At 70.2% G+C, this 23346-nt stretch carries 21 protein-coding genes; 3 read left to right on the top strand and 18 right to left on the bottom strand.

Features of this window, described 5'->3' with window-relative positions; genetic code table 11:
* Positions 1 to 93: 93 nt before the first annotated feature.
* The 16 genes from EUA06_RS13320 to EUA06_RS13245 all read right to left on the bottom strand — a co-directional run bounded on the left by EUA06_RS13320 (position 94) and on the right by EUA06_RS13245 (position 17660).
* Complete coding sequence (locus EUA06_RS13320) at positions 94 to 1092, bottom strand: polyprenyl synthetase family protein (protein WP_129476469.1); 999 nt, start codon at positions 1090 to 1092, stop codon at positions 94 to 96.
* Entirely contained in the window at positions 1089 to 2678 is a 1590-nt protein-coding gene (gene nuoN / locus EUA06_RS13315) for an NADH-quinone oxidoreductase subunit NuoN (protein ID WP_129476600.1), read from the bottom strand. Before nuoN ends, EUA06_RS13320 begins: the two co-directional genes overlap by 4 nt.
* Positions 2678 to 4156, bottom strand: coding sequence for an NADH-quinone oxidoreductase subunit M (locus EUA06_RS13310; protein WP_129476466.1), 1479 nt, complete (start codon positions 4154 to 4156; stop codon positions 2678 to 2680). The genes nuoN and EUA06_RS13310 overlap by 1 nt, the downstream gene beginning before the upstream one ends.
* Entirely contained in the window at positions 4153 to 6078 is a 1926-nt protein-coding gene (gene nuoL / locus EUA06_RS13305; RefSeq protein ID WP_242498149.1) for an NADH-quinone oxidoreductase subunit L, read from the bottom strand. Before nuoL ends, EUA06_RS13310 begins: the two co-directional genes overlap by 4 nt.
* 70 nt (positions 6079 to 6148) lie before the next feature.
* Positions 6149 to 6442 (bottom strand): NADH-quinone oxidoreductase subunit NuoK, encoded by a 294-nt coding sequence (gene nuoK, locus EUA06_RS13300; protein ID WP_129476463.1) that lies wholly within the window; start codon positions 6440 to 6442, stop codon positions 6149 to 6151.
* Complete coding sequence (locus tag EUA06_RS13295) at positions 6439 to 7251, bottom strand: NADH-quinone oxidoreductase subunit J (protein WP_129476461.1); 813 nt, start codon at positions 7249 to 7251, stop codon at positions 6439 to 6441. Before EUA06_RS13295 ends, nuoK begins: the two co-directional genes overlap by 4 nt.
* Positions 7251 to 7883, bottom strand: a complete 633-nt coding sequence (gene nuoI / locus EUA06_RS13290; protein WP_129476459.1) for an NADH-quinone oxidoreductase subunit NuoI — start codon at positions 7881 to 7883, stop codon at positions 7251 to 7253. The genes EUA06_RS13295 and nuoI overlap by 1 nt, the downstream gene beginning before the upstream one ends.
* On the bottom strand, positions 7876 to 9213 hold the full coding sequence (gene nuoH / locus EUA06_RS13285) for an NADH-quinone oxidoreductase subunit NuoH (RefSeq protein WP_422879756.1): 1338 nt from the start codon (positions 9211 to 9213) through the stop codon (positions 7876 to 7878). The genes nuoI and nuoH overlap by 8 nt, the downstream gene beginning before the upstream one ends.
* A gap of 2 nt (positions 9214 to 9215) precedes the next feature.
* Entirely contained in the window at positions 9216 to 11666 is a 2451-nt protein-coding gene (locus EUA06_RS13280; RefSeq protein WP_129476454.1) for an NADH-quinone oxidoreductase subunit G, read from the bottom strand.
* Entirely contained in the window at positions 11663 to 12973 is a 1311-nt protein-coding gene (nuoF, locus tag EUA06_RS13275) for an NADH-quinone oxidoreductase subunit NuoF (RefSeq protein ID WP_129476452.1), read from the bottom strand. The genes EUA06_RS13280 and nuoF overlap by 4 nt, the downstream gene beginning before the upstream one ends.
* A complete protein-coding gene (nuoE, locus tag EUA06_RS13270) occupies positions 12970 to 13662 on the bottom strand; it encodes an NADH-quinone oxidoreductase subunit NuoE (RefSeq protein WP_129476449.1) in 693 nt (230 codons plus the stop codon). The genes nuoF and nuoE overlap by 4 nt, the downstream gene beginning before the upstream one ends.
* A complete protein-coding gene (locus EUA06_RS13265; RefSeq protein WP_129476447.1) occupies positions 13659 to 14999 on the bottom strand; it encodes an NADH-quinone oxidoreductase subunit D in 1341 nt (446 codons plus the stop codon). Before EUA06_RS13265 ends, nuoE begins: the two co-directional genes overlap by 4 nt.
* Position 15000: 1 nt before the next feature.
* Entirely contained in the window at positions 15001 to 15864 is an 864-nt protein-coding gene (locus EUA06_RS13260) for an NADH-quinone oxidoreductase subunit C (RefSeq protein WP_129476444.1), read from the bottom strand.
* A complete protein-coding gene (locus EUA06_RS13255) occupies positions 15861 to 16415 on the bottom strand; it encodes a NuoB/complex I 20 kDa subunit family protein (protein ID WP_129476441.1) in 555 nt (184 codons plus the stop codon). The genes EUA06_RS13260 and EUA06_RS13255 overlap by 4 nt, the downstream gene beginning before the upstream one ends.
* Position 16416: 1 nt before the next feature.
* Complete coding sequence (locus EUA06_RS13250; RefSeq protein WP_129476438.1) at positions 16417 to 16776, bottom strand: NADH-quinone oxidoreductase subunit A; 360 nt, start codon at positions 16774 to 16776, stop codon at positions 16417 to 16419.
* Between the two features lie 194 nt (positions 16777 to 16970).
* The gene (locus EUA06_RS13245; protein ID WP_129476435.1) at positions 16971 to 17660 is read right to left on the bottom strand and encodes a demethylmenaquinone methyltransferase; all 690 of its coding nucleotides are present in this window, start codon (positions 17658 to 17660) and stop codon (positions 16971 to 16973) included.
* 99 nt (positions 17661 to 17759) lie between these two features.
* Here EUA06_RS13245 and EUA06_RS13240 point away from each other — a divergent pair, with 99 nt between their 5' ends.
* The gene (locus tag EUA06_RS13240; protein ID WP_129476432.1) at positions 17760 to 18746 is read left to right on the top strand and encodes a L,D-transpeptidase family protein; all 987 of its coding nucleotides are present in this window, start codon (positions 17760 to 17762) and stop codon (positions 18744 to 18746) included.
* Between the two features lie 29 nt (positions 18747 to 18775).
* Here the strand turns inward: EUA06_RS13240 and EUA06_RS13235 are convergent, their stop codons facing one another.
* Positions 18776 to 19960: an AMP-binding protein gene (locus EUA06_RS13235; RefSeq protein WP_165354383.1), complete on the bottom strand. Its 1185-nt coding sequence runs from the start codon at positions 19958 to 19960 to the stop codon at positions 18776 to 18778.
* Positions 19961 to 20079: 119 nt separating this feature from the next.
* Here EUA06_RS13235 and EUA06_RS13230 point away from each other — a divergent pair, with 119 nt between their 5' ends.
* Positions 20080 to 21333, top strand: coding sequence for an isochorismate synthase (locus tag EUA06_RS13230; RefSeq protein WP_129476426.1), 1254 nt, complete (start codon positions 20080 to 20082; stop codon positions 21331 to 21333).
* 3 nt (positions 21334 to 21336) lie between these two features.
* Here the strand turns inward: EUA06_RS13230 and EUA06_RS13225 are convergent, their stop codons facing one another.
* Positions 21337 to 21978, bottom strand: a complete 642-nt coding sequence (locus EUA06_RS13225; protein ID WP_129476423.1) for an MBL fold metallo-hydrolase — start codon at positions 21976 to 21978, stop codon at positions 21337 to 21339.
* Positions 21979 to 22113: 135 nt separating this feature from the next.
* Here EUA06_RS13225 and EUA06_RS13220 point away from each other — a divergent pair, with 135 nt between their 5' ends.
* Positions 22114 to 23322 (top strand): glycoside hydrolase family 16 protein, encoded by a 1209-nt coding sequence (locus EUA06_RS13220; protein WP_129476421.1) that lies wholly within the window; start codon positions 22114 to 22116, stop codon positions 23320 to 23322.
* Positions 23323 to 23346 lie beyond the last annotated feature (24 nt).

Genomic DNA, 23346 nt, shown 5'->3' with positions numbered 1-23346 from the left:
ACTCTGGAAGGTGGTGGGGCTGCAAGGTAAAGCCGGGACCCGCCGGGCGGGCCCACCCCCAGGGAGGTGGCGTCAGGACGAGGTTGACGATCGTCAGGAGCTGCGGGTGGCGACCACGTCAGCGAAGGACTCGAGCGCCGTGCGCGCGGGGCCGGGCTCGAGGGCTTCGAGCTGCTTCTTCGCCTCGGTCGTCTGGCCGAGGACGTAGGCCTTGGCCTCGTCCATCGCCGGGTGCCGGCGGAGCAGGTCGAGGGCCTCGGCGTGCTCGGCGTCGTCGGTGAGCGGGCGGCCGAGCAGCTCGAGGAGCCGGGCGTCCGCGGGGTCCGTCGACGCCTGGGCCATCAGGACCGGGAGCGTCGGCACGCCCTCGCGCAGGTCGGTGCCGGGGGTCTTGCCGGAGGTGACCGACTCGGAGGCGATGTCGAGGATGTCGTCGGAGAGCTGGAAGGCGGAGCCGACGATTTCGCCGTAGGCCCGCAGTGCCTCGACGACCTCCGGGGTCGCGCCGGAGAACATCGCGCCGTAGCGGGCGGAGGTCGCGATCAGCGAGCCGGTCTTGCCGGCGACGACCTCGAGGTAGTGGGCCAGCGGGTCCTCGCCGGGCCCGGGCTTCACGGTCTCGAGGATCTGGCCCTCGACGAGGCTGGTGAACGTCTGCGCCTGGATGCGTACGGCGTCGGGGCCGAGGTCGGCGGTCAGCTCGGACGACTTCCCGAAGAGGAAGTCGCCGGTGAGGATTGCGACGTGGTTGTCCCAGCGCGCGTTGGCGGTGTCGGCACCGCGGCGCAGCGCTGCCTCGTCCATCACGTCGTCGTGGTAGAGCGAGGCGACGTGGGTGAGCTCCACCACGCAGGCCGCGGTGTGCACCTCCTCGGCCTCGGGGTTCGGCCCGGCCTCGGCGGCGAGCAGCACCAGCAGCGGGCGGAAGCGCTTGCCGCCGGCCGTCATCAGGTGGGTCGCGGCCTGCGTGACGTAAGGGGTGCGTCCCTGGCAGTGCTCGGCGAGCAGCTCCTCGATGCGCGCCAGTCGACCGACGAGCCGCTGCTCGAGCTCGGCGTCGACGACGGGCAGGGCGAGGGGCGAGTCTCTCACCTGATGAATTCTCCAGCAACGGCCGCGAGGTCGAGCACCGGCCCCGGCAGCACGCCGAGCACCAGCGTCACGGCCGCTCCCACGGCGATGGTGGTCGCGGTCAGCACCGAGGGGTACGCGACGCTCGGGCCGTCACCGACCGGCTCGTCGAAGTACATGACCTTGATGACCTTGATGTAGAGGTACGCGGCCACGATGCTCGCGAGCACGGCGGCGACCACGACCGGCCACGCGCCGGCGGCGAGCGCCACGGAGAAGACGGCCAGCTTGCCGACGAACCCGGAGGTGAGCGGGATGCCCGCCATCGCGAGGAGGAAGAAGGCGAAGACCGCCGCCACGACGGGCGACTCCTTGCCGAGCCCGGCCCAGCGGTCGATCGCGGTCGTCTCGCCACCGGCGTCGCGGACGAGGCTGACGACGGCGAAGGCGCCGAGCGTCGCGAAGCCGTAGGTCGTCAGGTAGAACAGCACCGCCTGGACCGACGTGATCTCGCCGACGGCGAGCTGGTCGGATGCCTGCAGGCCGAGGACGCCGGTGAGGATGAAGCCGGTGTGCGCCACGGACGAGTAGGCCAGGAGGCGCTTGATGTCGCTCTGGGTGATGGCCAGCGCGGCGCCGACGAACATCGACAGGATCGCGATGATCCACATCATCGGCTGCCACGACCAACGGTCCGCGCCGAGCGCGACGTAGAACAGGCGCATGATCGCGCCGAAAGCGGCGACCTTGGTGCCGGCCGCCATGAACGCGGTGACCGGGGTCGGGGCGCCCTGGTAGACGTCGGGGGTCCACGCCTGGAACGGGACCGCGCCGACCTTGAAGAGCAGGCCGACCGACAGCAGGCCGGTGCCGATGAGCAGCAGGCTGCTGCTGCCGACGTCGTTGCGGACGGCCTCGTTGATCGCGGCGAAGTCCATCGAGCCGGCGTAGCCGTAGAGCAGGGCGGCGCCGTAGAGGAAGAAGCCGGACGAGAAGGCACCGAGGAGGAAGTACTTGAGGGCCGCCTCCTGGCTCAGCAGGCGGCGACGGCGCGCCAGCCCGGACAGGAGGTAGAGCGGCAGCGACAGGACCTCGAGGCCGACGAACATCGTCAGCAGGTCGTTGGCCGCCGGGAAGAGCATCATCCCGAAGACCGCGAACATCATCAGCGGGTAGACCTCGGTGTGCTCGCGGCGGGCCGCGACCGCGGCGGTCTCCGCGTCGGTCCCGGGTACCGCGGACGCCTGGCCGGCGAACGCCGACGAGCCGCCGTCGAGGTGGCGCTCGGCGAAGAGCAGGATGCCGCCGATCGCGAGGGCCAGCACGAGGCCCCAGATGAAGAGGCTCGGTCCGTCGACGGCGATCGTGCCGCCGACCGCGAGGATGCCGCGCGCGGCACCGTCGTCGTACGTCTGCACGTCCCGCGCGACCAGCACGACGCCCACCAGCGCGGCCACGAGGCCGGCGAGCGCCAGGCCCACCTGGCTGGCGTAGCGCAGGGCGCGCGGCACGAAGGCCTCCACGACGACGCCGAGGCAGGCGGCGCCGAAGACGACGAGGAGGGGCCAGAGTTCGAAGTACTCGACGCTGGGCTTGGTGAACTCGATCACTGCTGACCACCCTCCTGGGCGATGCCCACCTGGGCGAGAGTGTCGTCGACGACGGGATTGATGACGTCCAGCAGCGGCATCGGGAAGAAGCCGAAGACCACGAGCGCGAGCGCGAGCGGGGCGAGGATCCCGACCTCACGCTTGTCGAGGTCGGCCACCGGGGTGGTCCCGGGGCCGGTCATCGTGCGCTGGTACATCCAGAGCGCGTAGAAGGCCGCGAGGACGATCGCGAGGACCGCGACCGAGCCGACCAGCCAGTGGTGGTCGAAGGCGGCGATGATCACCATCATCTCGGAGACGAACGGCGACAGGCCGGGCAGGCCTGCGGCGGCGAGCCCGCCGACGAGGAAGAACCCGGCAAGCACCGGCGCCGACTTCTCGACACCGCCCATCTCCCGGATCGACGCGGTCCCGGTGCGCTGGATCAGGAAGCCGGCGACGAGGAACATCAGCGCGGTCGCGATGCCGTGGTTGACCATGTAGAGGATCGCGCCGGTGCCGCCGGTCGGGCTGAACACGAAGATGCCGAGCACGATGAAGCCGAAGTGCGACAGCGACGTGAGACCGATCAGGCGCAGGACGTCGTCCTGGCCGATCGCGACCAGCGCGCCGTAGATGATCGAGATCAGCGCGAGCACGACCACAGCGGGCGTCGCCCACTGCGAGGCGTCCGGCAGCAGGCCGAGGCAGAACCGCAGCATGCCGAAGGTGCCGATCTTGTCGAGGATGCAGACGAGCAGCACCGAGGTGCCGGGCGTCGCCTTCTCGGTGGTGTCCGCGAGCCACGTGTGGACCGGGAACATCGGCGCCTTGATCGCGAAGGCGATGAAGAAGCCCGCGAAGAGCCAGCGCTGCGTGATCGGGTCGATGTCGATCGCGGCGAGGTCGCTGAGCAGGAAGCTCGGCGTGCCGGAGTTCGCCGAGACGACGTAGAGACCGATCACCGAGGCGAGCATCACGAGCCCACCGGCGAGCTGGTAGATCAGGAACTTCGTCGCCGCGCGGCCGCGGCCGCTGCGCCCGAAGCCGCCGATGAGGAAGTACGCCGGGATCAGCGTGGCCTCGAAGACGACGTAGAACAGCAGCACGTCGGTCGCCGTGAAGACGGCCAGCGACATCGCCTCGAGGGCGAGGGTCCAGGCGAAGAAGGACTTCGCGCCGCTGTTGCCCTCGGCGTCGGACTCGCGCCACCCGGCGAGGAGGACGATCGGGACGAGGACGACGGTCAGCAGCACCATGAGGATGCCGAGCCCGTCGACGCCCAGCGCGTAGTGCACGCCGAGCGACTCGATCCAGACGTAGGTCTCGGTGAGCTGCATGCCCGCGTCGACCTCGTACTGCACCGCGGCGACGACGCCGGCGAGCAGCGTGGCACCGGCGAAGCCGATTCCGACCAGTCGGGCGAGCGCGGCCGGCGAGAACGCCGTCACGAGCGCGCCGACCAGCGGCAGGAGGATCAGGATGGTCAGGATCATGCGAGGTTCACCGCCAGGAGGGCCAGGACCAGGAGCAGCGCACCGGCGAGGACGGACAGGGCATACGAGCGGACGAAGCCGTTCTGGAGGCGACGCATCGCGGTGGACAGGCCGCCGACCGCGGCGGAGCCGCCCTCGACCGCACCGTCGACACCGACCCGGTCGAACGTGGCCAGACCGCCGACGAGCGACGCCCCGGGTCGTACGACGACCGCGTCGTTGATCGCGTCGCCGTAGAGGTCGGCGCGTGCCGCGCGGGTCGCGAACGAGACGTCCTGCGGGGCCTCGCGCGGGACGTCGCGCTTGCCGACGAGGAACCAGGCAGCGGCGACGCCGATCGCGACGACCGCGGTGATGATCAGCGTGATCACGATCGCCGGCAGCGGGGGCTCGTGGTGCTCCACGGTGCCGGTGACCGGCTCGAGCCAGGTCTTGATCCAGTCGCCGAGCAGGAGCACGCCGCCGAGGACGGAGAGGGCCGCCAGCACGATCAGCGGCACCGCCATCACCTTGGGCGACTCGTGCGGGTGCACGTCCTTCTCCCAGCGCTTCTCGGTGAAGAACGTCATCAGCATCAGGCGGGTCATGTAGAACGCGGTGATGCCGGCGCCGAGCAGCGCGAGGAGCCCGACGAGCAGGTTCTCCGCGAGCGCGGTCTCGATGATCCGGTCCTTGGACCAGAAGCCGGAGAAGCCCGGGAAGCCGATGATCGCGAGGTAGCCCATCGCGAAGGTCAGGAAGGTGACCGGCATCGCCTTGCGGAGCGCCCCGTAGTGGCGCATGTCGACGTCGTCGTCCATCCCGTGCATCACCGAGCCGGCTCCCAGGAACATGTTGGCCTTGAAGAAACCGTGCGTCAGCAGGTGGAAGATCGCGTAGGGGTAGCCGGCCGGACCGAGGCCTGCGGCGAGCATCATGTAGCCGATCTGGCTCATCGTCGAGCCCGCGAGCGCCTTCTTGATGTCGTCCTTGGCGCAACCGAGGATCGCACCCCAGAGGAGCGTGACCGTCGCGACGACCACGACCGCGGTCTGCGCGATCGGGGCGAGCTCGAAGATGAAGTTGGACCGGACCACGAGGTAGACGCCGGCGGTGACCATGGTCGCCGCGTGGATGAGGGCCGACACCGGGGTCGGGCCCTCCATCGCGTCGAGGAGCCAGGACTGCAGCGGCACCTGCGCCGACTTGCCGCACGCACCGAGCAGGAGCAGCAGGCCGAGCGCGGTGAGGGTGTCCTGCGACGCCTCGCCGGCCACCTCGCTGACGCCGGCGAAGTCGGTGGTGCCGAACGTCGCGAACATCAGGGCGATGGCGAGCGAGAGGCCGATGTCACCGACGCGGTTGACGACGAACGCCTTCTTGGCGGCCGCGGCGGCGGACGGCTTGTGCTGCCAGAAGCCGATGAGGAGGTACGACGCCAGGCCGACGCCCTCCCAGCCCAGGAACAGGCCCACGAAGTTCGCCGAGAGGATCAGCGTGAGCATCGCCGCGACGAAGAGGTTGAGGTAGCCGAAGAAGCGGCGACGGCGGGCGTCGTGCTCCATGTAACCGATGGCGTAGACGTGGATCAGCGAGCCCACGCCGGTGATCAGCAGCAGGAACAGCGCGGCCAGCGGGTCGTAGAGCAGGTCCATGCCGACGCTGATCGAGCCGGTCTCGAACCAGGTCCAGAGCTGCTGGCCGACCTGCCGCTCCTCGGCACCTCGGCCGAGCAGCGCGAAGAACAGCACCAGGCTGAGCACGAACGACAGCGCGGACATGGCCGTGCCGACCAGGTGGCCGTGCTTGTCGGCGGCCGCCTTGAGCGAGCCCTGGAGGAACGGGGCGACGGCGAGCAGCAGGAAGGCACCGAGCAGCGGCAGCGCGATGACCAGCCAGAGCAGGTCGAACACGCCGCCGGCGCCGGTGTCGGGAGCGACCACGGGAGCGTGTGCCGCACCGCCCTCCTCGGCGAGGCGGACTGTCTGGGACAGGAGGTTCACAGGTGCTCCCTCAGTACTTCAGCAGGCTGGCGTCGTCGACCGAGGCCGAGCGTCGCGTGCGGAAGATGGTCATGATGATCGCGAGCCCGATGACGACCTCGGCTGCTGCCACGACCATCACGAAGAAGGCGGTGATCTGGCCGTCGAGGTTGCCGTGCTGCTTGGCGAAGGCGACGAACGCGAGGTTGCAGGCGTTGAGCATCAGCTCGACGCACATGAACACCACGAGCGCGTTGCGGCGGGTGAGCACACCGACGCAGCCGATCGTGAACAGGATCGCGGACAGGACGACGTACTCACTCACTTGACGTCCTCTTCCGTGTTCGCAGGAGCGCCGGCCTTGCCGGAGGTCTCGGGCATGCCGGACGGGTCACCTATCTGGGCGGTGACCACGTCGATGTCGTCTGCGAGCGCCGGGGCGGAGCGGACCGTGCCGCGGGCCGCGAGGACCCGGGAGACGGACGACTCGGCGGCCGTGCCGTCGGGCAGCAGGGCCGGGGTGTCGACCGCGTTGTGGCGGGCGTAGACACCGGGCGACGGCAGCGGGCCGGGGTGCTTGCCGTGGTCACCGAAGTCGCGGATGCGCTGCGCGGCGAGGCTCGCCTGCGTGGCCTTGGGCGTCAGGCGCTCGCGGTGGGCGAGCACCATCGCGCCGAGGACGGCGGTGATCAGCAGCGCGCTGGTGGCCTCGAAGGCGAAGACGTAGCGCGAGAACAGGATGTTGGCGATGGCCGGCACGTTGCCGCCGCTGTTGGCCTCGTCGAGGCCGACGACGGCGCCGAAGGTGACCTGGCTGATGCCGACCACGAGGACGGTGCCGAAGAGGAGGCCGAGCACGACGGCCATCACCCGCTGGCCGCGGATCGTCTCCACGGTCGAATCGGAGGCGTCGACGCCGATCAGCATCATCACGAAGAGGAACAGCATCAGGATGGCGCCGGTGTAGACGATGATCTGGACCGCGAAGAGGAACGGCGCGTCCATGACGGCGTAGAGGAACGCGATGCTGATCATCACCACGGCGAGCAGCAGCGCGGCGTGGACGGCCTTGCGGACGAACAGGATGCCGAGCGCAGCCGCCACCATGATCGGGGCGAGGATCCAGAAGGTCATCAGGCCTCCTTCTCGCTCGCGCTGGTCCACTGCTCCTGCGCCTGGGCCTCTCCGCCCACGACGGCCGGGTCGGTGGCGCGGGCGCTGTAGTTGCCGCGGTAGTAGTCGCCCTCGTCGTCGCCGAGCCGCATCGCGTGCGGGGGCTCCTCCATGCCGGGCAGCAGCGGGGCGAGCAGGTCGGACTTCTCGTAGATCAGGTCAGCCCGGTTGTTGTCGGCCAGCTCGTACTCGTTCGTCATCGTCAGCGCGCGCGTCGGGCACGCCTCGATGCACAGGCCGCAGAGGATGCAGCGCAGGTAGTTGATCTGGTAGACGGCGCCGTAGCGCTCGCCGGGGCTGAAGCGCTGGCTGTTGCCGTCGGCGTCGGGGGCGTCGCTGTTGGACGCGCCCTCGACGTAGATGGCGTCGGCCGGGCACGCCCAGGCGCACAGCTCACACCCGATGCACTTCTCGAGGCCGTCGGGCCAGCGGTTGAGCTGGTGGCGGCCGTGGAAGCGCGGCGCCGTGGGCAGCTTCTCGAAGGGGTACTGCTCGGTGACCACCTTCTTGAACATCGTGCGGAAGGTGACCCCGAACCCGGCGACCGGGTCCCAGAGGCTCTCCTTGATGCCCTTGGAGCTGGACTCACTCATGGTTCTCCTCCGCTGAAGCGGTGACGGTGGTGCGGCCTCCCGGCGCGTGGGTGAACGACAGCGGCTCGGCAGCACCGCGGCGGGCGCCTCCGGCCGGCATCGGCGGGACGGGGAATCCGCCGGCGAACGCGTCGTGCGGCTCGTCGCCCGCCTCGGCCGCGTCCCTCTCGTCGTCCTTGCGCTCGGGGACGAACATCAGCCCGACGGTCAGGACGAGCAGCACGGCGATCGCGGCGACGAGGTAGGTCCGGTTGATGCCGTTCTCCGCCTCGAGGGAGATGACGCGGATCGTCGCGACGGCGACGGTCCAGGCCAGCGCGACCGGGATCAGGATCTTCCAGCCCAGCGCCATGAACTGGTCGTAGCGCATGCGGGGCAGCGAGCCGCGCAGCCAGACGAACAGGAAGATGAAGATGAAGACCTTGCCGAAGAACCAGAGCAGGGGCCAGTAGCCGCTGTTGGCGCCCTCCCACACGTTCTCGACGCCCCACGGCGCGGCCCAGCCGCCCAGGAACAGCGTGGTGGCGATGGCCGAGACGGTGGCGAGGTTGATGTATTCAGCCAGGAAGAACAGCGCGAACTTGAGGCTCGAGTACTCGGTGTGGAACCCGCCGACCAGCTCGCCCTCGGCCTCGGGGAGGTCGAAGGGGGCACGGTTGGTCTCGCCGATCATCGAGATCACGTAGATCACGAACGACGGAGCGAGGATCAGGCCGAACCACAGCCGGTCCTGGGCGGCGACGATCTCCGAGGTCGACATCGAGCCGGCGTAGAGGAAGACCGCGACGAGCGCGAGACCCATCGCGACCTCGTAGGAGATCATCTGCGCGCTCGAGCGGAGTCCGCCGAGCAGGGAGTACGTCGACCCGGACGACCAGCCGCCGAGGACGATGCCGTAGATGCCGATCGAGGCGATCGCGAGCATGAAGAGCACGGCGACCGGCATGTCGGTGAGCTGCAGCGGCGTGCGGTGGCCGAAGAAGTTGACCTCGGGCCCGAGCGGGATGACCGCCCACGTGACGAAGGCCGGGACGACGGCGATGACCGGGGCCAGGATGAAGACGACCTTGTCGGCCGCCTTGGGGATGATGTCCTCCTTGAGCGCCAGCTTCACACCGTCGGCCAGCGACTGCAGGAGCCCGAACGGTCCGTGGACGTTGGGGCCGACGCGGTGCTGCATGCGGGCCACGACGCGGCGCTCGAACCAGATGTTGAAGAGGGTCAGGACGACCAGGACGACGAAGATCAGGACGGCCTTGAGCAGGACGACCCACCAGGGGTCCTGGCCGAAGGCCGCGAGCCCGGGGTCGGGCAGGTCGGCGGCGAGCAGGCTCACGTGGTGGCTCCCTTCACGGTGACCGAGCTGCCCGGCGAGGCGAGCTCGGCGAGGACGCCGCGGCCGAAGGACCGGGCCGGGACCCAGACCACGCCGTCGGGCAGGTCGGCGACCACGACGGGCAGCGTGATGCTGCCACGGTCACCGGTGACGGTGGCGAGCCGGCTGCCGCCGGGCTCGGTGTCGTCGAGGAGGCCGAACACGGACTCGTACGCCGCCCGGTTGAGGCGCACGACCGGAGGCCGGGCGGTGGCGCGCAGGTGCGCCTCCCCGTCCTGCATCGAGCCGAGGTCGATCAGCTGCTTCCAGGTGGCGAGGGCGAACGATCCGGCCTTGCCGGCCCCCTTGCTGGGCCTGGGCGCCTTCGGGGCCTTGCCGGCGTCGAGGGTCGGACGGCCGCCGTCCCACGGGCCGAGGGACTGCATCTCGGCGCGCACCTCGGCGACCGTGCGGAAGCCGAGCGGTGCGCCCTGGCCGAGCGCGGCGAGCTCGTCGGCGATGCCGGCCAGGACGCGGAGGTCCGGGAGCGACGCGGGGTTGGTGAAGACTGCGTCGAACTCGCGGGCGCGGCCGTCCCAGGTGACGAACGTGCCTGCCTTGTCGGTCATCGGCGCCACCGGCAGCACGACGTCGGCCACGGCCGTCACGTCGGTCGCGCGCAGCTCGAGGCTGACCACGAAGCCGGCCGTGTCGAGCGCCGCGCGGAACGCCGCCGGGTCGGCGGTGTCGTCGGGGTCGACGCCACCGATGACGAGTCCGCCGAGGTCGCCCTTGGCGAGCGCGGCGATGATGGCGTTGCCGTCGCGACCGGCCTTGGCGGGCAGCGACTGCGTGCCCCAGGCGGCGGCCACGTCGACGCGGGCAGAGGCCTCGGCGAGCGGGCGGCCACCGGGCAGCAGCGTGGGCAGGGCACCGGCCTCGACAGCGCCGCGGTCACCTGCCCGGCGCGGCACCCACGCGAGGCGGGCACCGGTGCGGGCGGCGAGGTCGGCGGCGGCCGAGAGGGCGCCGTGGGTGGAGGCGAGGCGCTCGCCGACGAGGATGACCGCGTCCTTGGAGACGCCGTGCTCGGCGTCCGCGAGCGAGGCGATGGCCTCGACCTCGGCGCCGGGGGCGGCGGGCACCAGTCGGCCCTTCATCTTCGTCAGGCCGCGCGAGCTCCAGGGCGCGACGGACACGACCTGCGTACGTCCCTGGCGGGCCGCCTTGCGCAGCCGCAGGAAGATCGTCGCCGCCTCGTCCTCGGGCTCGAGGCCGAGGAGCACGACGACTGGCGCGGCCTCGAGGTCGGAGTAGGTCACGTCACCGGACAGCGCGACGTGCGAGGCCAGGAACGAGGCCTCCTCCGCGCTGTGCGGGCGGGCGCGGAAGTCGACGTCGTTGGTGCCGAGCGAGACGCGGGCGAACTTGGCGTAGGCGTAGGCGTCCTCGGCGGTCAGCCGACCACCGGTGAGGACGGCGGCGGCACCTGCGTCGCGGAGGCCACGGGCGGCGACGGCGAAGGCCTCGGTCCAGGACGCGGGGCGGAGCTCACCGTCCTCGCGGATCTGCGGGTAGGTGATCCGGTCCTCGACCTGCGCGTAGCGGAACCCGAAGCGGTCCTTGTCGCTGATCCACTCCTCGTTGATCTCGGGCTCGTTGCCGGCGAGGCGGCGCATCACCTTCCCGCGGCGGTGGTCGATGCGGATCGCGGCACCGCAGGCGTCGTGCTCGGCCACGCCCGGCGTCGAGACCAGGTCGAAGGGCCGCGAGCGGAAGCGGTAGTCGGCCGACGTGAGGGCACCGACGGGGCAGATCTGGATGGTGTTGCCGGAGAAGTAGCTCTCGAATGGCTCGCGCTCGTAGATCGCGACCTGCTGGAGCGCGCCACGCTCGGCGAGGGCGATGAACGGGTCGCCCGCGACCTGCTCGGAGAAACGGGTGCAGCGGGCGCAGAGGACACAGCGCTCACGGTCGAGCAGCACCTGCGCGGAGATGTTGATCGGCTTGGGGAAGGTGCGCTTGACGCCACCGCCCTCGGCGAAGCGGCTCTCGCCGCGGCCGTTGCTCATCGCCTGGTTCTGCAGGGGGCACTCGCCACCCTTGTCGCAGACGGGGCAGTCGAGCGGGTGGTTGATCAGCAGGAACTCCATGACGCCCTGCTGGGCCTTGTCGGCCACCTCGCTGGTCGCCTGGGTGTTGACGACCATGCCCTCGGCGACCGGCAGCGTGCAGGAGGCCTGCGGCTTCGGGAAGCCGCGGCCGTTGCCGGCGTCGGGGATGTCGACCAGGCACTGGCGACATGCACCGACGGGGTCGAGGAGCGGGTGGTCGCAGAACCGCGGGATCTGTACGCCGACCTGCTCGGCGGCGCGGATCACCAGGGTGTCCTTGGGGACGCTCACCTGCACGCCGTCGATGGTCAGCGTGACGGTGTCGACCTCCGTGCGCTCAGGAGTGGTGGTCATGCAGTGGCTCCCGCAGGTGCGAAGACAGTGGAGGCGGCGTGGTCGAACGGGCAGCCGCCGTGGGACAGGTGCGCGAGGTACTCGTCGCGGAAGTGCTGGATCGAGCTCGAGATCGGGCTGGTGGCACCGTCGCCGAGCGCACAGAACGAGCGGCCCAGGATGTTGTCGCACTGGTCGAGGAGGAGGTCGAGGTCGGACTCGCTGCCCTCGCCCTTCTCCAGCTTGGCCAGCGTCTGCGTCAGCCACCACGTGCCCTCGCGGCACGGCGTGCACTTGCCGCACGACTCGTGCTTGTAGAACTCGGTCCACCGCAGCACCGCGCGGACGACGCACGTCGTCTCGTCGAAGAGCTGCAGCGCACGGGTGCCGAGCATCGAGCCGGCAGCGCCGACCGACTCGAAGTCGAGCGGCACGTCGAGGTGCTCGGGCGTCAGGAGCGGGGTGCTCGATCCGCCGGGCGTCCAGAACTTCAGCTCGTGACCCTCGCGCATGCCTCCGGCCAGGTCGATGAGCTGGCGCAGGGTGATGCCCAGCGGGGCTTCGTACTGGCCGGGGTTGGCGACGTGGCCGGACAGGCTGAAGATGCCGTAGCCGTTGGACTTCTCGGTGCCCATGCCGGCGAACCAGGCGGCGCCGTTGGTGATGATGCTCGGCACCGACGCGATCGACTCGACGTTGTTGATGACGGTCGGGCTGGCGTAGAGGCCGGCGACCGCCGGGAACGGCGGACGCAGGCGGGGCTGGCCGCGACGACCCTCGAGGCCCTCGAGCAGCGCCGTCTCCTCGCCGCAGATGTAGGCACCCGCGCCGGTGTGGACGATCAGGTCGAGGTCGTAGCCGGAGCCGTGGATGTTCTTGCCGAGGTGTCCGGCCAGGTAGGCCTCCTGCACCGCACGCTGCAGGCGACGCACGACGTGGAGCACCTCGCCGCGGACGTAGATGAACGCGGTGTGGGCGCGGATCGCGTAGGAGCTGACGATGACGCCCTCGACCAGCGTGTGCGGGCTGGCCATCATCAGCGGGATGTCCTTGCAGGTGCCCGGCTCGGACTCGTCGGCGTTGACCACGAGGTACTTCGGCTTCGGGTTGTCCTGCGGGATGAAGCCCCACTTCATGCCGGTGGGGAAGCCGGCGCCTCCGCGGCCGCGGAGGCCGGAGTCCTTCACGGCGGTGATCACGTCGTCGGGCGCCATCGCGAAGGCCTTGTCGAGGGCGGCGTAGCCACCGTGCTCCTCGTAGGACGCGAGGGTCCAGGCGCGCTCGGCGTCCCAGTTGTTCGTCAGGACGGGGGTGAGTGTGTCGGTCACGTGGTCTCTCCCTTGTCGCTTTCGCGCGAGCCGTAGGTGCCACCGGCGGTCCAGCCGTTGTCACGGGCGATCTTCAGCCCGACCAGCGAGGCGGGGCCCGCCGCGGGACCTTCGTCGGCGCGGTCGTCGGGGAACCCGGCGAGCACGCGCTCGGCCTCGCGCCACGTGCACAGCCGCGGACCGCGGGTGGAGTGGACCTCGTTGCCGGCGCGCAGGTCGTCGACGACCTGGACCGCGGACTCGGGGGTCTGGTTGTCCATGAACTCCCAGTTGACCATCATCACCGGGGCGTAGTCGCAGGCCGCGTTGCACTCGATGTGCTCCAGCGTCACCTTGCCGTCCTCGGTGGTCTCGTCGTTGCCGACGTCGAGGTGGTCCTTGAGCCGCTCGAAGATCAGGTCGCCGCCCATGACCGCGCAGAGCGTGTTGGTGCAGACGCCGACGTGGTAGTCACCGACGGGCTTGCGCTTGTACATCGTGTAGAAGGTCGCCACCCCGTTGACCTCGGCCGCGCTGATGCCGAGCACCTCGGCGCACGCCTCGATGCCCTCGGGGGTGACCCGGCCCTCGACCGACTGCACGAGGTGGAGCATCGGCAGCAGGCCCGAGCGCGCCTCGGGGTAGCGGGCCGCGATCTCGCGCAGCTCGGCCCAGGTCTTCTCGTCCAGCGCTGAATCGGTGGAGCTCATCGGTCGACGCCTCCCATGACGGGGTCGATGGAGGCGATGGCGACGATGACGTCGGCGACCATGCCGCCCTCGCTCATCACGCTCGTCGCCTGCAGGTTGGTGAACGACGGGTCGCGGAAGTGCGCGCGGAAGGGACGCGTACCGCCGTCGGAGACGACGTGGGCGCCCAGCTCGCCGCGGGGCGACTCGATCGGGACGTAGGCCTGGCCGGCCGGGACCCGGAAGCCCTCGGTGACCAGCTTGAAGTGGTGGATCAGCGCCTCCATGGACTCACCCATGATGTGGCGGATGTGGTCGAGGCTGTTGCCCATGCCGTCGCTGCCGATGGCGAGCTGGCTGGGCCACGCGATCTTCTTGTCGCCCACCATCACGGGCGCGCCCTCGAGGCCGGCGAGGCGGTCGACGGCCTGCTCGACGATCTTGAGCGACTCCCACATCTCGTTGAGCCGGATCCGGAAGCGACCGTAGGAGTCGCAGGTGTCCCAGGTCTGGACCTCGAAGTCGTAGTCCTCGTAGCCGCTGTAGGGCTGGGTCTTGCGGAGGTCCCACGCGTAACCGGTCGAGCGCAGCACCGGACCGGTGAGGCCCAACGCCATGCAGCCGGCCAGGTCGAGGTGGCCGACGCCCTCGAGGCGGCCCTTGAAGATCGGGTTGGCGTTGCAGAGCGCGGCGTACTCGGGGAGGCGCTTCTTCATCAGGACGATGAAGTCGCGGATCTCGTCGAGCGCACCGGGCGGGAGGTCCTGCGCGACACCGCCGGGGCGGATGAAGGCGTGGTTCATCCGCAGGCCGGTGATCAGCTCGAACAGGTCGAGCACCAGCTCGCGCTCGCGGAAGCCGATCGTCATCACGGTGAGCGCGCCGATCTCCATGCCGCCGGTGGCGATCGCCACGAGGTGGGACGAGATGCGGTTGAGCTCCATCAGGAGCACGCGCATGACCTGCGCCTTCTCCGGGATGTCGTCCTCGATGTCGAGCAGCCGCTCCACCCCGAGGACGTACGTCGCCTCGTTGAAGAACGGCGACAGGTAGTCCATGCGCGTGCAGAACGTCACGCCCTGCACCCAGGAGCGGTACTCCATGTTCTTCTCGATGCCGGTGTGGAGGTAGCCCACGCCGCAGCGGGCCTCGGTGACCGTCTCGCCCTCGAGCTCGAGGATGAGGCGGAGCACGCCGTGGGTCGACGGGTGCTGCGGCCCCATGTTGACGACCACGCGCTCCTCGGCGGACTCGCCGATGCTCTGCGTGATGGAGTCCCAGTCCTGCCCGGAGACGGTGAAGACCTTGCCCTGGCTGGTGTCGCCGGGGGCAGCGTAGAAGTCCTGTTCGGTCGTCATGTCAGTTGTAGCTCCTGCGCTGGTCCGGCGGAGGGATGGAACCGCCCTTGTACTCCACGGGGATGCCGCCGAGCGGGTAGTCCTTGCGCTGCGGGTGGCCCGGCCAGTCGTCCGGCATGAGCACCCGGGTCAGAGCGGGGTGGCCGTCGAAGACCAGCCCGAACATGTCGTACGTCTCGCGCTCGTGCCAGTCCAGGGTGGGGTAGATGCTCACCAGGCTGGGGATGTGCGGGTCGCTGTCCGGCGTCGACACCTCGACGCGGATCCGGCGGTTGTGGGTCATCGAGGTCAGCTGGTAGACCGCGTGCAGCTCGCGGCCGGTGTCCTCGGGGTAGTGCACGCCGCTGACGCCGGCGCAGAACTCGAAGCGCAGCCGCTCGTCGTCGCGCAGCATCTGCGCGACGAACGGCAGGTCCTCGCGACGGACGTGGAAGGTGATCTCGCCGCGGTGGATGACCACGCTCTCGATCGCCGAGGTGAGCTCGGTGCTCTCGAGGCGCTCCTCGAGCGCGCCCGCGACCTCGTCGAACCAGCCGCCGTAGGGCTTCTGGGCCGCGGCCGGGAAGACCTTCGCGCTGACGAGTCCGCCGTAGCCGGAGGTGTCGCCGGTGCCGGACGTGCCGAACATGCCGTGGCGTACGCCGAACGCGCGGACCTCGCCGGTGGGTGCGGGGACGTTCTCCGGGGACTGGTCGGGGGCGGGCTGCTCGACACCGCTGCCGGTGCCGGTCTCGGACTTCGCCTTCTCGAGGTTGCGCTCCTCGGCGGGCCGCGCGGACTCGTTGGAGTCGGTCTTGTCGTCGGACTCGTCCGCGGCCTTGCCGGCGACCTTCTCGTCGACGTTCTCGTCAGGCTTGTCGCTCACCGCAGCAGGCCCTTCATCTCCGAGGTGGGCAGGGCACGCAGGGCGGCGGTCTCGAGCTCGGCGATCTGGTTCGTGCGGTTCACACCGAGCTTGGTGGCCTGGACCTGGTCGTGGAGCTTGAGGATCGCGTCGATCAGCATCTCCGGGCGCGGCGGGCAGCCGGGGAGGTACATGTCGACGGGGACGATGTGGTCGACGCCCTGCACGACGGCGTAGTTGTTGAACATGCCGCCCGACGAGGCGCAGACGCCCATGGCGAGCACCCACTTCGGCTCGGCCATCTGGTCGTAGATCTGGCGCAGGACGGGCGCCATCTTCTGGCTGACGCGACCGGCGACGATCATCAGGTCGGCCTGGCGCGGGCTGGCCCGGAAGACCTCCATGCCGTAGCGCGCGAGGTCGTACTTGGGTCCGCCGGTCGTCATCATCTCGATGGCGCAGCAGGCCAGGCCGAACGTGGCGGGCCAGAACGACGCCTTGCGCATGTAGCCGGCGACGCCCTCGACCGTGGTCAGCAGGACGCCGGACGGCAGCTTCTCTTCGAGACCCATGTCAGTCCCAGTCCAATCCTCCGCGGCGCCACACGTATGCGTAGGCCACGAAAACGGTTGCGATGAAGAGGACCATCTCGATGAGCCCGAAGATGCGCATCGCCTCGAAGTGCACGGCCCACGGGTAGAGGAAGATGATCTCGATGTCGAAGACGATGAAGAGCATCGCGGTGATGAAGTACTTCACCGGGAAGCGACCCCCGCCGACAGGCTGCGGGGTCGGCTCGATGCCGCACTCGTAGGAGTCGAGCTTGGCGCGGTTGTAGCGCTTCGGACCCGTGAACGCGCTGATCGCCACGGAGAAGACCGCGAAGCCCGTCGCGAGGGCCGTCAGCACCAGGATCGGCGTGTAGAGCTCCATCGATTCCCTTCCGCATCGTTCGCGCCCGGTCGGTGTCGGCAGGCAATTGTGACTTTGTGAATGCCTTCACGAGTGGCGCGGGCCACAGTCTAGGACTCGTGAGCGACCTACGTCACGTCGGGGTCCGGGCCGTCCGGACCCGTGTTGACCTGCAGATTTAGGCCACGGACCCGTGCCCTAAATGACCTCCGCTCTCAGGCGGTGGCGCGGTGCAGCGCGACGATGCCGCCGGTGAGGTTGCGCCACTCGGGGCGCTGCCAGCCGGCCTCGGCGATCAGCTCGGCGAGGCCCGCCTGGTCGGGCCAGGCGCGGATCGACTCGGCGAGGTAGACGTAGGCGTCGGAGGCGCTGGCGGTGAGCGAGGCGATCCTGGGCAGCGCCTGCATGAACCCGTCCATGTAGAGGCTGCGGAAGGCGCCGCTGGTCGGGGTGCTGAACTCGCACACGACGAGGCGGCCGCCGGGCCGGGTGACGCGCAGCATCTCCTTGAGCCCCGCGACCGGGTCGACGAAGTTGCGCAGGCCGTAGGAGATGGTCACCGCGTCGAAGGTGTCGTCGAGGAACGGCAGCCGGGTGCCGTCGCCGGCCACGAAGGGCAAGCTCGGGCGGTCCTTCTTGCCCTGCTGCAGCATCCCGACGGAGAAGTCGCAGGCGACCGCGGTGGCGCCGTGCGCGCCGAAGGGCTCGCTCGAGCAGCCGGTGCCGGCGGCGAGGTCGAGGACGAGGTCGCCCTTGCCCGGGTCGACCGCGGCGACCATGGAGCGCCGCCAGCTGCGCTGGATGCCGGCCGTCATCAGGTCGTTGGTGAGGTCGTAGCGCTTGGCGACGGTGTCGAACATGCGACGTACGTCGGTCGGTTGCTTGTCCAGGTCAGCGCGGGCCACGCGCCGAGCGTAGGCCGCTCTCGCAGATCGGGTGCAACCTGGGGTGCGTGCGTCGCGTCCCTACACTCGTCGGACCACGTCATCACCCGGGGGATCTCCATGTCACGCCGCATCACCGCGCTCCTGCTCGCCCTGCTCTGCTCGTTCTCCGTCCTGTCCGTCGTGGACAGCGCGGTCGCGACCGGCGCCTCGAACCGTGCGGAGTTCTCACCCATCCGCCCCGGCGACACGGGCTGGCGGGTGCGCGAGCTGCAGAGCCGCCTGCACCAGCTCGGGCTGCACTCTGAGGTCGTCACCAACCGCTACGACGCCGAGACGCGCGCGGGCGTCACGACGTTCCAGAGGAGGCGCGGCTGGGACACCGGCGGGGTCCTCGACGAGCGCACCTGGCTCAAGCTGGTCAGCCTGACGACCGAGCCCACCTCCGAGGCGCTGCACAACGTCTACACGCCGGGCCGCCCGCTGCTGGAGAAGGGCGACAGCGGCATGTGGGTGCGCCAGGTGCAGGCCCGCCTCAAGCAGGTGCGCTGGTACGACGCCCGGGTGAGCGGCCGCTACACCGCGAAGACCGTCGAGGCGGTGAAGGGCTTCCAGGCGAAGCGGCGGATCCCCGTCACCGGGCAGGTCGACCGACGCACGCTCGACCGGCTCAAGGCGATGACCAGCGAGCCGACGAGGGCCCAGCTCTTCAACATCGTCCCGCAGGGTCCCGCCCTCGACCCGCGCTGCACGACCGGTCGTGCGATGTGCGTGGACAAGACGTCGCGATCACTGCGCTGGGTGGTCGACGGGGTGGTGCTCAAGACCGTCGAGGTCCGCTTCGGCTCCGACGAGCTGCCGACCCGCGAGGGCGCGTTCGGCGTCTTCAGGAAGTCGCGCGACCACGTGTCCAGCCTCTACGACACCCCGATGCCGTTCGCGATGTTCTTCTCCGGCGGGCAGGCCGTGCACTACTCCCCCGACTTCGCGGCCAACGGCTACAACGGGGCGTCCCACGGCTGCGTCAACGTGCGCGACCGCGCGGCCGTCGAGTGGCTCTTCGACCAGGTGCGGCTCGGCGACAAGGTGATCGTCTACCACTCCTAGGTCGCCGGAGCCGGGGCGGCGCAGGCCGCTCAGGCCAGCGAGAACGCCGTGTCGAGCTCGGCGCCGGCCCGGCCGCGACGCGGCAGGTCGACACCGGAGACCTCGATCTTCGGCGCAGCAGGTACGACCACGACCTCGTGCTCGCGAGAAAGGTCGAGCCTGACCGCCGGGTGGTGCGCGATGCGTCCGATCCTCACCCCCAGCGCCGTGGCCATCCCGCTGACGGTGTGGTTGACGCGCAGGTCGAGGACGAGCATCCGCAGGCGGCCACCCCACCAGGGGGCGAGCGCGCCGATCTCGGCAGCGAGCTTCTTGTGCTTCCCCTTCAGCTTCGCCTCGGCCACCTGCGCCGAGGCCGCCTCGAGCACCTCGACCGGCGTCTCGTGCCAGGCGACGCCGTCGACCTGACCGGCAGCCAGCAGGTCCTCGAGTACCTTGGCGGTCCGGTGGTCCAGCAGGACGTGGGTCGGCCGGACGTGCGCCAGCGCCGCCTCGAGCCGGCCGGGCGACTCGACCCAGGCCATCGTGCAGCCGGCGGTCAGGTGGGCGTCGCGGGCGACGGTGGTGAACCGGTCGGTGGCCTCACCGGTGAGCAGGACGACGTCGTCGGGCCTGAGGTCGGCGAGCATGCCCGAGCACTCGGGCCGGAAGAGCCAGGCCTGCGACTTCTCGCGCGGCAGGCCGAGCACGGCGCTCGACCGGGCGTCGGTGCGCACCGAGTCGACGTACGACAGCAGGTCGGGCTGGCGCTTGCGGCGCTCGAGACCCATCCCGCGCAGCCGCTCCCACGAGCGGTCGTCGCACTCGAAGAGCTGCGCCTCGCTGAGGGCGGCCCGGCCCAGCAGCGGCAGGCGGCTCTCGTGGTCGACGATGACGAGGCGGACCTGGATCTCGTCCAGGAGGCGACCCACCTCGGCGGGATCGAGGTGGTCGGGCAGGAGCAGCGGGACCGCCCCGGCGACCCGGGTGGCCAGCTCGAGCTCGACCTGGCGGATGCCGGTGGGCACGCGGATGACGACGACCTGGCCCGGGTTCACGCCGGCCTCGATCATGCCCGCGGCACCGTCGATGACCCGGCGGTAGAGCTCGTTCCAGGTGAAGGAGGCCCACTCCGAGTGGCCGTTCCGCTCGCGCTGCTCGATGACGGCGACCTCGAGGGCACGCGTACGGGCGTGGCGCTCGAGCCGCGAGAGCGGCGATTCGTGAACAGGCACCTGCGACCTCCTGCGGGCGTGATGTATCCGCGAAACGTAGGTCACGGCAGCCCGTCCTGTTCGCCGTTTGGCCGATCTCGCGTCCGGTCCCTGCGGGTCCCCGCGTACGCTTTCCCCTCGTGACGACCCCCGCGTCCGGCTCCCAGCCCGGCCTTGCCGCGCCTCTCGTCGTGCGCACCGTTCCCGTGGACCTGGCGGACGTGCCGTTGCTCGACCTGCTGCCCGAGCAGGACCACGTGAGCTGGCTGCGCCGCGGCGAGGGCCTCGTCGGCTGGGGCGTCGCCGCCCGGCTGGAGACGTCGGGGCCCGCCCGGTTCAGCGACGCGGTGAAGTGGTGGTCGGAGACGATCGCGCGCGCCGACGTCGACGACGCCGTGGGCGAGCCGGGCAGCGGCCCGGTCTGCTTCGGCGCCTTCGCGTTCGCCGACGAGCCGGGCGACTCGGTGCTCGTCATCCCGGAGGTCGTCGTGGGACGTCGCGGTGACCGGACCTGGCTGACGACCGTCTCGGTCGAGGCCCCCGACCTCGCGCCCGCACCCGCTCCCCGCCCGCCGGTCGGGCTGACCTTCTCCGACGGTGCCCGCAACGGCGAGGAGTGGATGACGGTCGTCGCCGACGCCGTCAGCCGCATCGCGTCCGGCGAGCTGGAGAAGGTCGTGCTGGCACGCGACCTGATCGCCACGACCGACGAGCCCCTCGACGTGCGCTGGCCACTGCACCGCCTCGCCGAGAGCTACGAGATGTGCTGGACCTTCCACGTCGACGGCCTCTTCGGCGCCACGCCGGAGATGCTCGTGCGGCGCGAGCGCGGCCTGGTGACCTCGCGGGTGCTCGCCGGCACCATCCGGCGCACGGGCGACGACGAGCGCGACCTGGCGCTGGCCGCCACGCTGGCCCGGTCGTCGAAGGACCTCGAGGAGCACGAGTACGCCGTTCGCTCGGTCGCCGACGCGCTCGAGCCGCACTGCTCGTCGATGAACGTCCCCGAGGCGCCCTTCGTGCTGCACCTGCCCAACGTCATGCACCTCGCGACCGACGTGAACGGCGTCGTCCACGACCTCGCGTCGTCCCTGCAGCTCGCCGAGTCGCTCCACCCCTCGGCCGCGGTGGGCGGGACGCCGACGTCGGCAGCGACCGCACTGATCCACGACATCGAGGGCATGCCGCGGGACCGCTACGCCGGCCCCGTCGGCTGGATGGACGCCTCCGGAGACGGCGAGTGGGGCATCGCGCTCCGCTCGGCGCAGGTCACCGACAGCGGGGCTCGCCTCTTCGCCGGCTGCGGCATCGTCGCCAGCTCCGACCCCGAGGCCGAGCTGGCCGAGTCGCAGGCCAAGTTCGTGCCGGTGCGCGACGCGCTCGAGGGCGCCTGACCCCTACAGCTCGAGGTCGGTGCCGTCCGCGATGCGGGCGTACGACTGACCGGCGGGGTCGAGGAAGCGCGCCATGTGGCCGTCGACGATGCCGAGCCCGGCCTCGCTGTAGACCCGGTCGTGGATGGCCAGGTTGCGGGGAGCGCCGACCGCACGGGCGAAGTCGATGGCCTCCGAGGCCTTCAGCCACGGCGCGCTGACGGGAGCGCACAGCAGGTCGACCTCGCTGCCGGGAAGGGTGAGTGCGTCGCCGGGGTGGTAGATGCGCCGACCTCCGACGTCGAGGAGGAAGCCGCTGTTGTGGATGCGCGGGATCTCCTCGTGGATGACCGCATGGAGCTCGCCGACGGCGGTGACCAGGAGGCCTGCATCGAACGTCTCCCCCGGCGTGATCCGGCGTACGCGCTCGGCGAGGTCAGGCGCCTCGACGGCGAGCACGTCGGCCACGGCGTGGGTCGTCCAGATGGGCGCGTCGGTGCTGCGCAGGTGGTCGGCAGTCCAGTGGTCGGGATGCTCGTGGGTGACGAGCACGGCGGTCGCGCCGTCGGCGGCGCCGGGGTCGGTGAAGACACCCGGATCGACGACGACGACCACACCGTCGTGCTCGATCCGCACGCACGCGTGCCCGAGCTTCGTGATCCGCATGCGGTCCAGACTAGGCCCGCCGAATGATCGACGAATCGTGTGACGCGTGGGGTTCGCGGTTAGGGTGGTGGCGCCTCCGACGGGTGGAGTGCCCTGGGGGAAAAGCCAATCGCACCCGAGACGAAGAGAGTTCACATGTCTGCACGCCGCGTGCTCGCAGGAAGCGCACTCGCGCTGATCCTGCCCGCGTCCCTGCTCCTGAACACCGAGACGGGTTCGGCCACTGACTCCGACTCCGCGGCCCGCGCCGCGTCGACGTCGGTCACCAAGAAGTTGGCCGGCCAGAAGATCTCGCTGGAGGTGCTCCCGCAGATCGTCCAGCCGGGCAAGCGCACCGCGAGCTCCAACGCAGCCAAGGGCTCCGCGATCGCGACCATCAAGCCGGTCAAGGTCGGCCGCAAGGTCGTCCTCGAGCAGCAGCGCGGCTCGTCGTGGAAGAAGGTCGGCACCGCCAAGCAGGAGAAGTCCGGCAAGGCCTACTTCAAGGCTGCCGTCTCCAAGGGCGGCCAGGCGCTGACCTACCGCGTCACCGCCCAGAAGCAGGGCTCGCTGAAGGCGGTCAAGAGCAAGAGCGTCGACACCACGCGCTGGCTCACGCCGACCTTCACCGACGAGTTCAGCGGCTCGACGCTGAACCAGGTCTGGGGCATGCGCGGCCAGAACTACGAGCCGCTGAGCAAGCGGGTCTGCTCGAAGGGCGACCCGTCCGCCGTCAAGGTGACCGGCGGCGCCCTGCGCCTCAGCGTCATCAAGGACCGCTCGCGCAGCGACAAGTGCAAGGCTGTCTCGCGCAAGAAGACCAAGAAGATCTCCTACCGCCTCAACGGCCACGTCGGCACCGACAAGGCCTTCAGCTTCCGCTACGGCGTCGCCTCGGCCCGCATCAAGATGCAGAAGCTCCAGGGCCAGCACGCCAGCTTCTGGATGCAGCCCGTCGGCGAGAACAAGCCCGGCAGCGACGGCCACGAGATCGACATCATCGAGTACTTCGGTGACAAGCACCCGCAGGGTGGCCTCACCAGCTTCATCCACTGGTACAAGGGTCAGCGCCTGATCAAGACCGGCTCGTGGATCAAGAACTCGACGTCGTTCCTGCAGAACAAGCGCGACGGCTGGTCGAAGAACTACCACGTGTTCTCGGTCCAGTGGACGCCCAAGTCGATCATCTTCTACATCGACGGCAAGGAGACCTGGCGCACGTCGGCCCGCGTCTCGAAGGCCCAGCAGTACCTCATCCTGAGCCTGCTCGCCTCCGACTACGAGGCGCTGGAGCTGGCCGACAAGAAGCTCCCGCAGCACATGTACGTCGACTGGGTGCGCGTGTGGGAGACCCCGCAGCCCTGATCGACCACAGCTGAACCACACATC

Origin of the sequence: Nocardioides glacieisoli (assembly GCF_004137245.1) — a bacterium.
Taxonomy (GTDB): domain Bacteria; phylum Actinomycetota; class Actinomycetes; order Propionibacteriales; family Nocardioidaceae; genus Nocardioides; species Nocardioides glacieisoli.
This window is presented reverse-complemented; position numbering and strand designations above follow the sequence as displayed.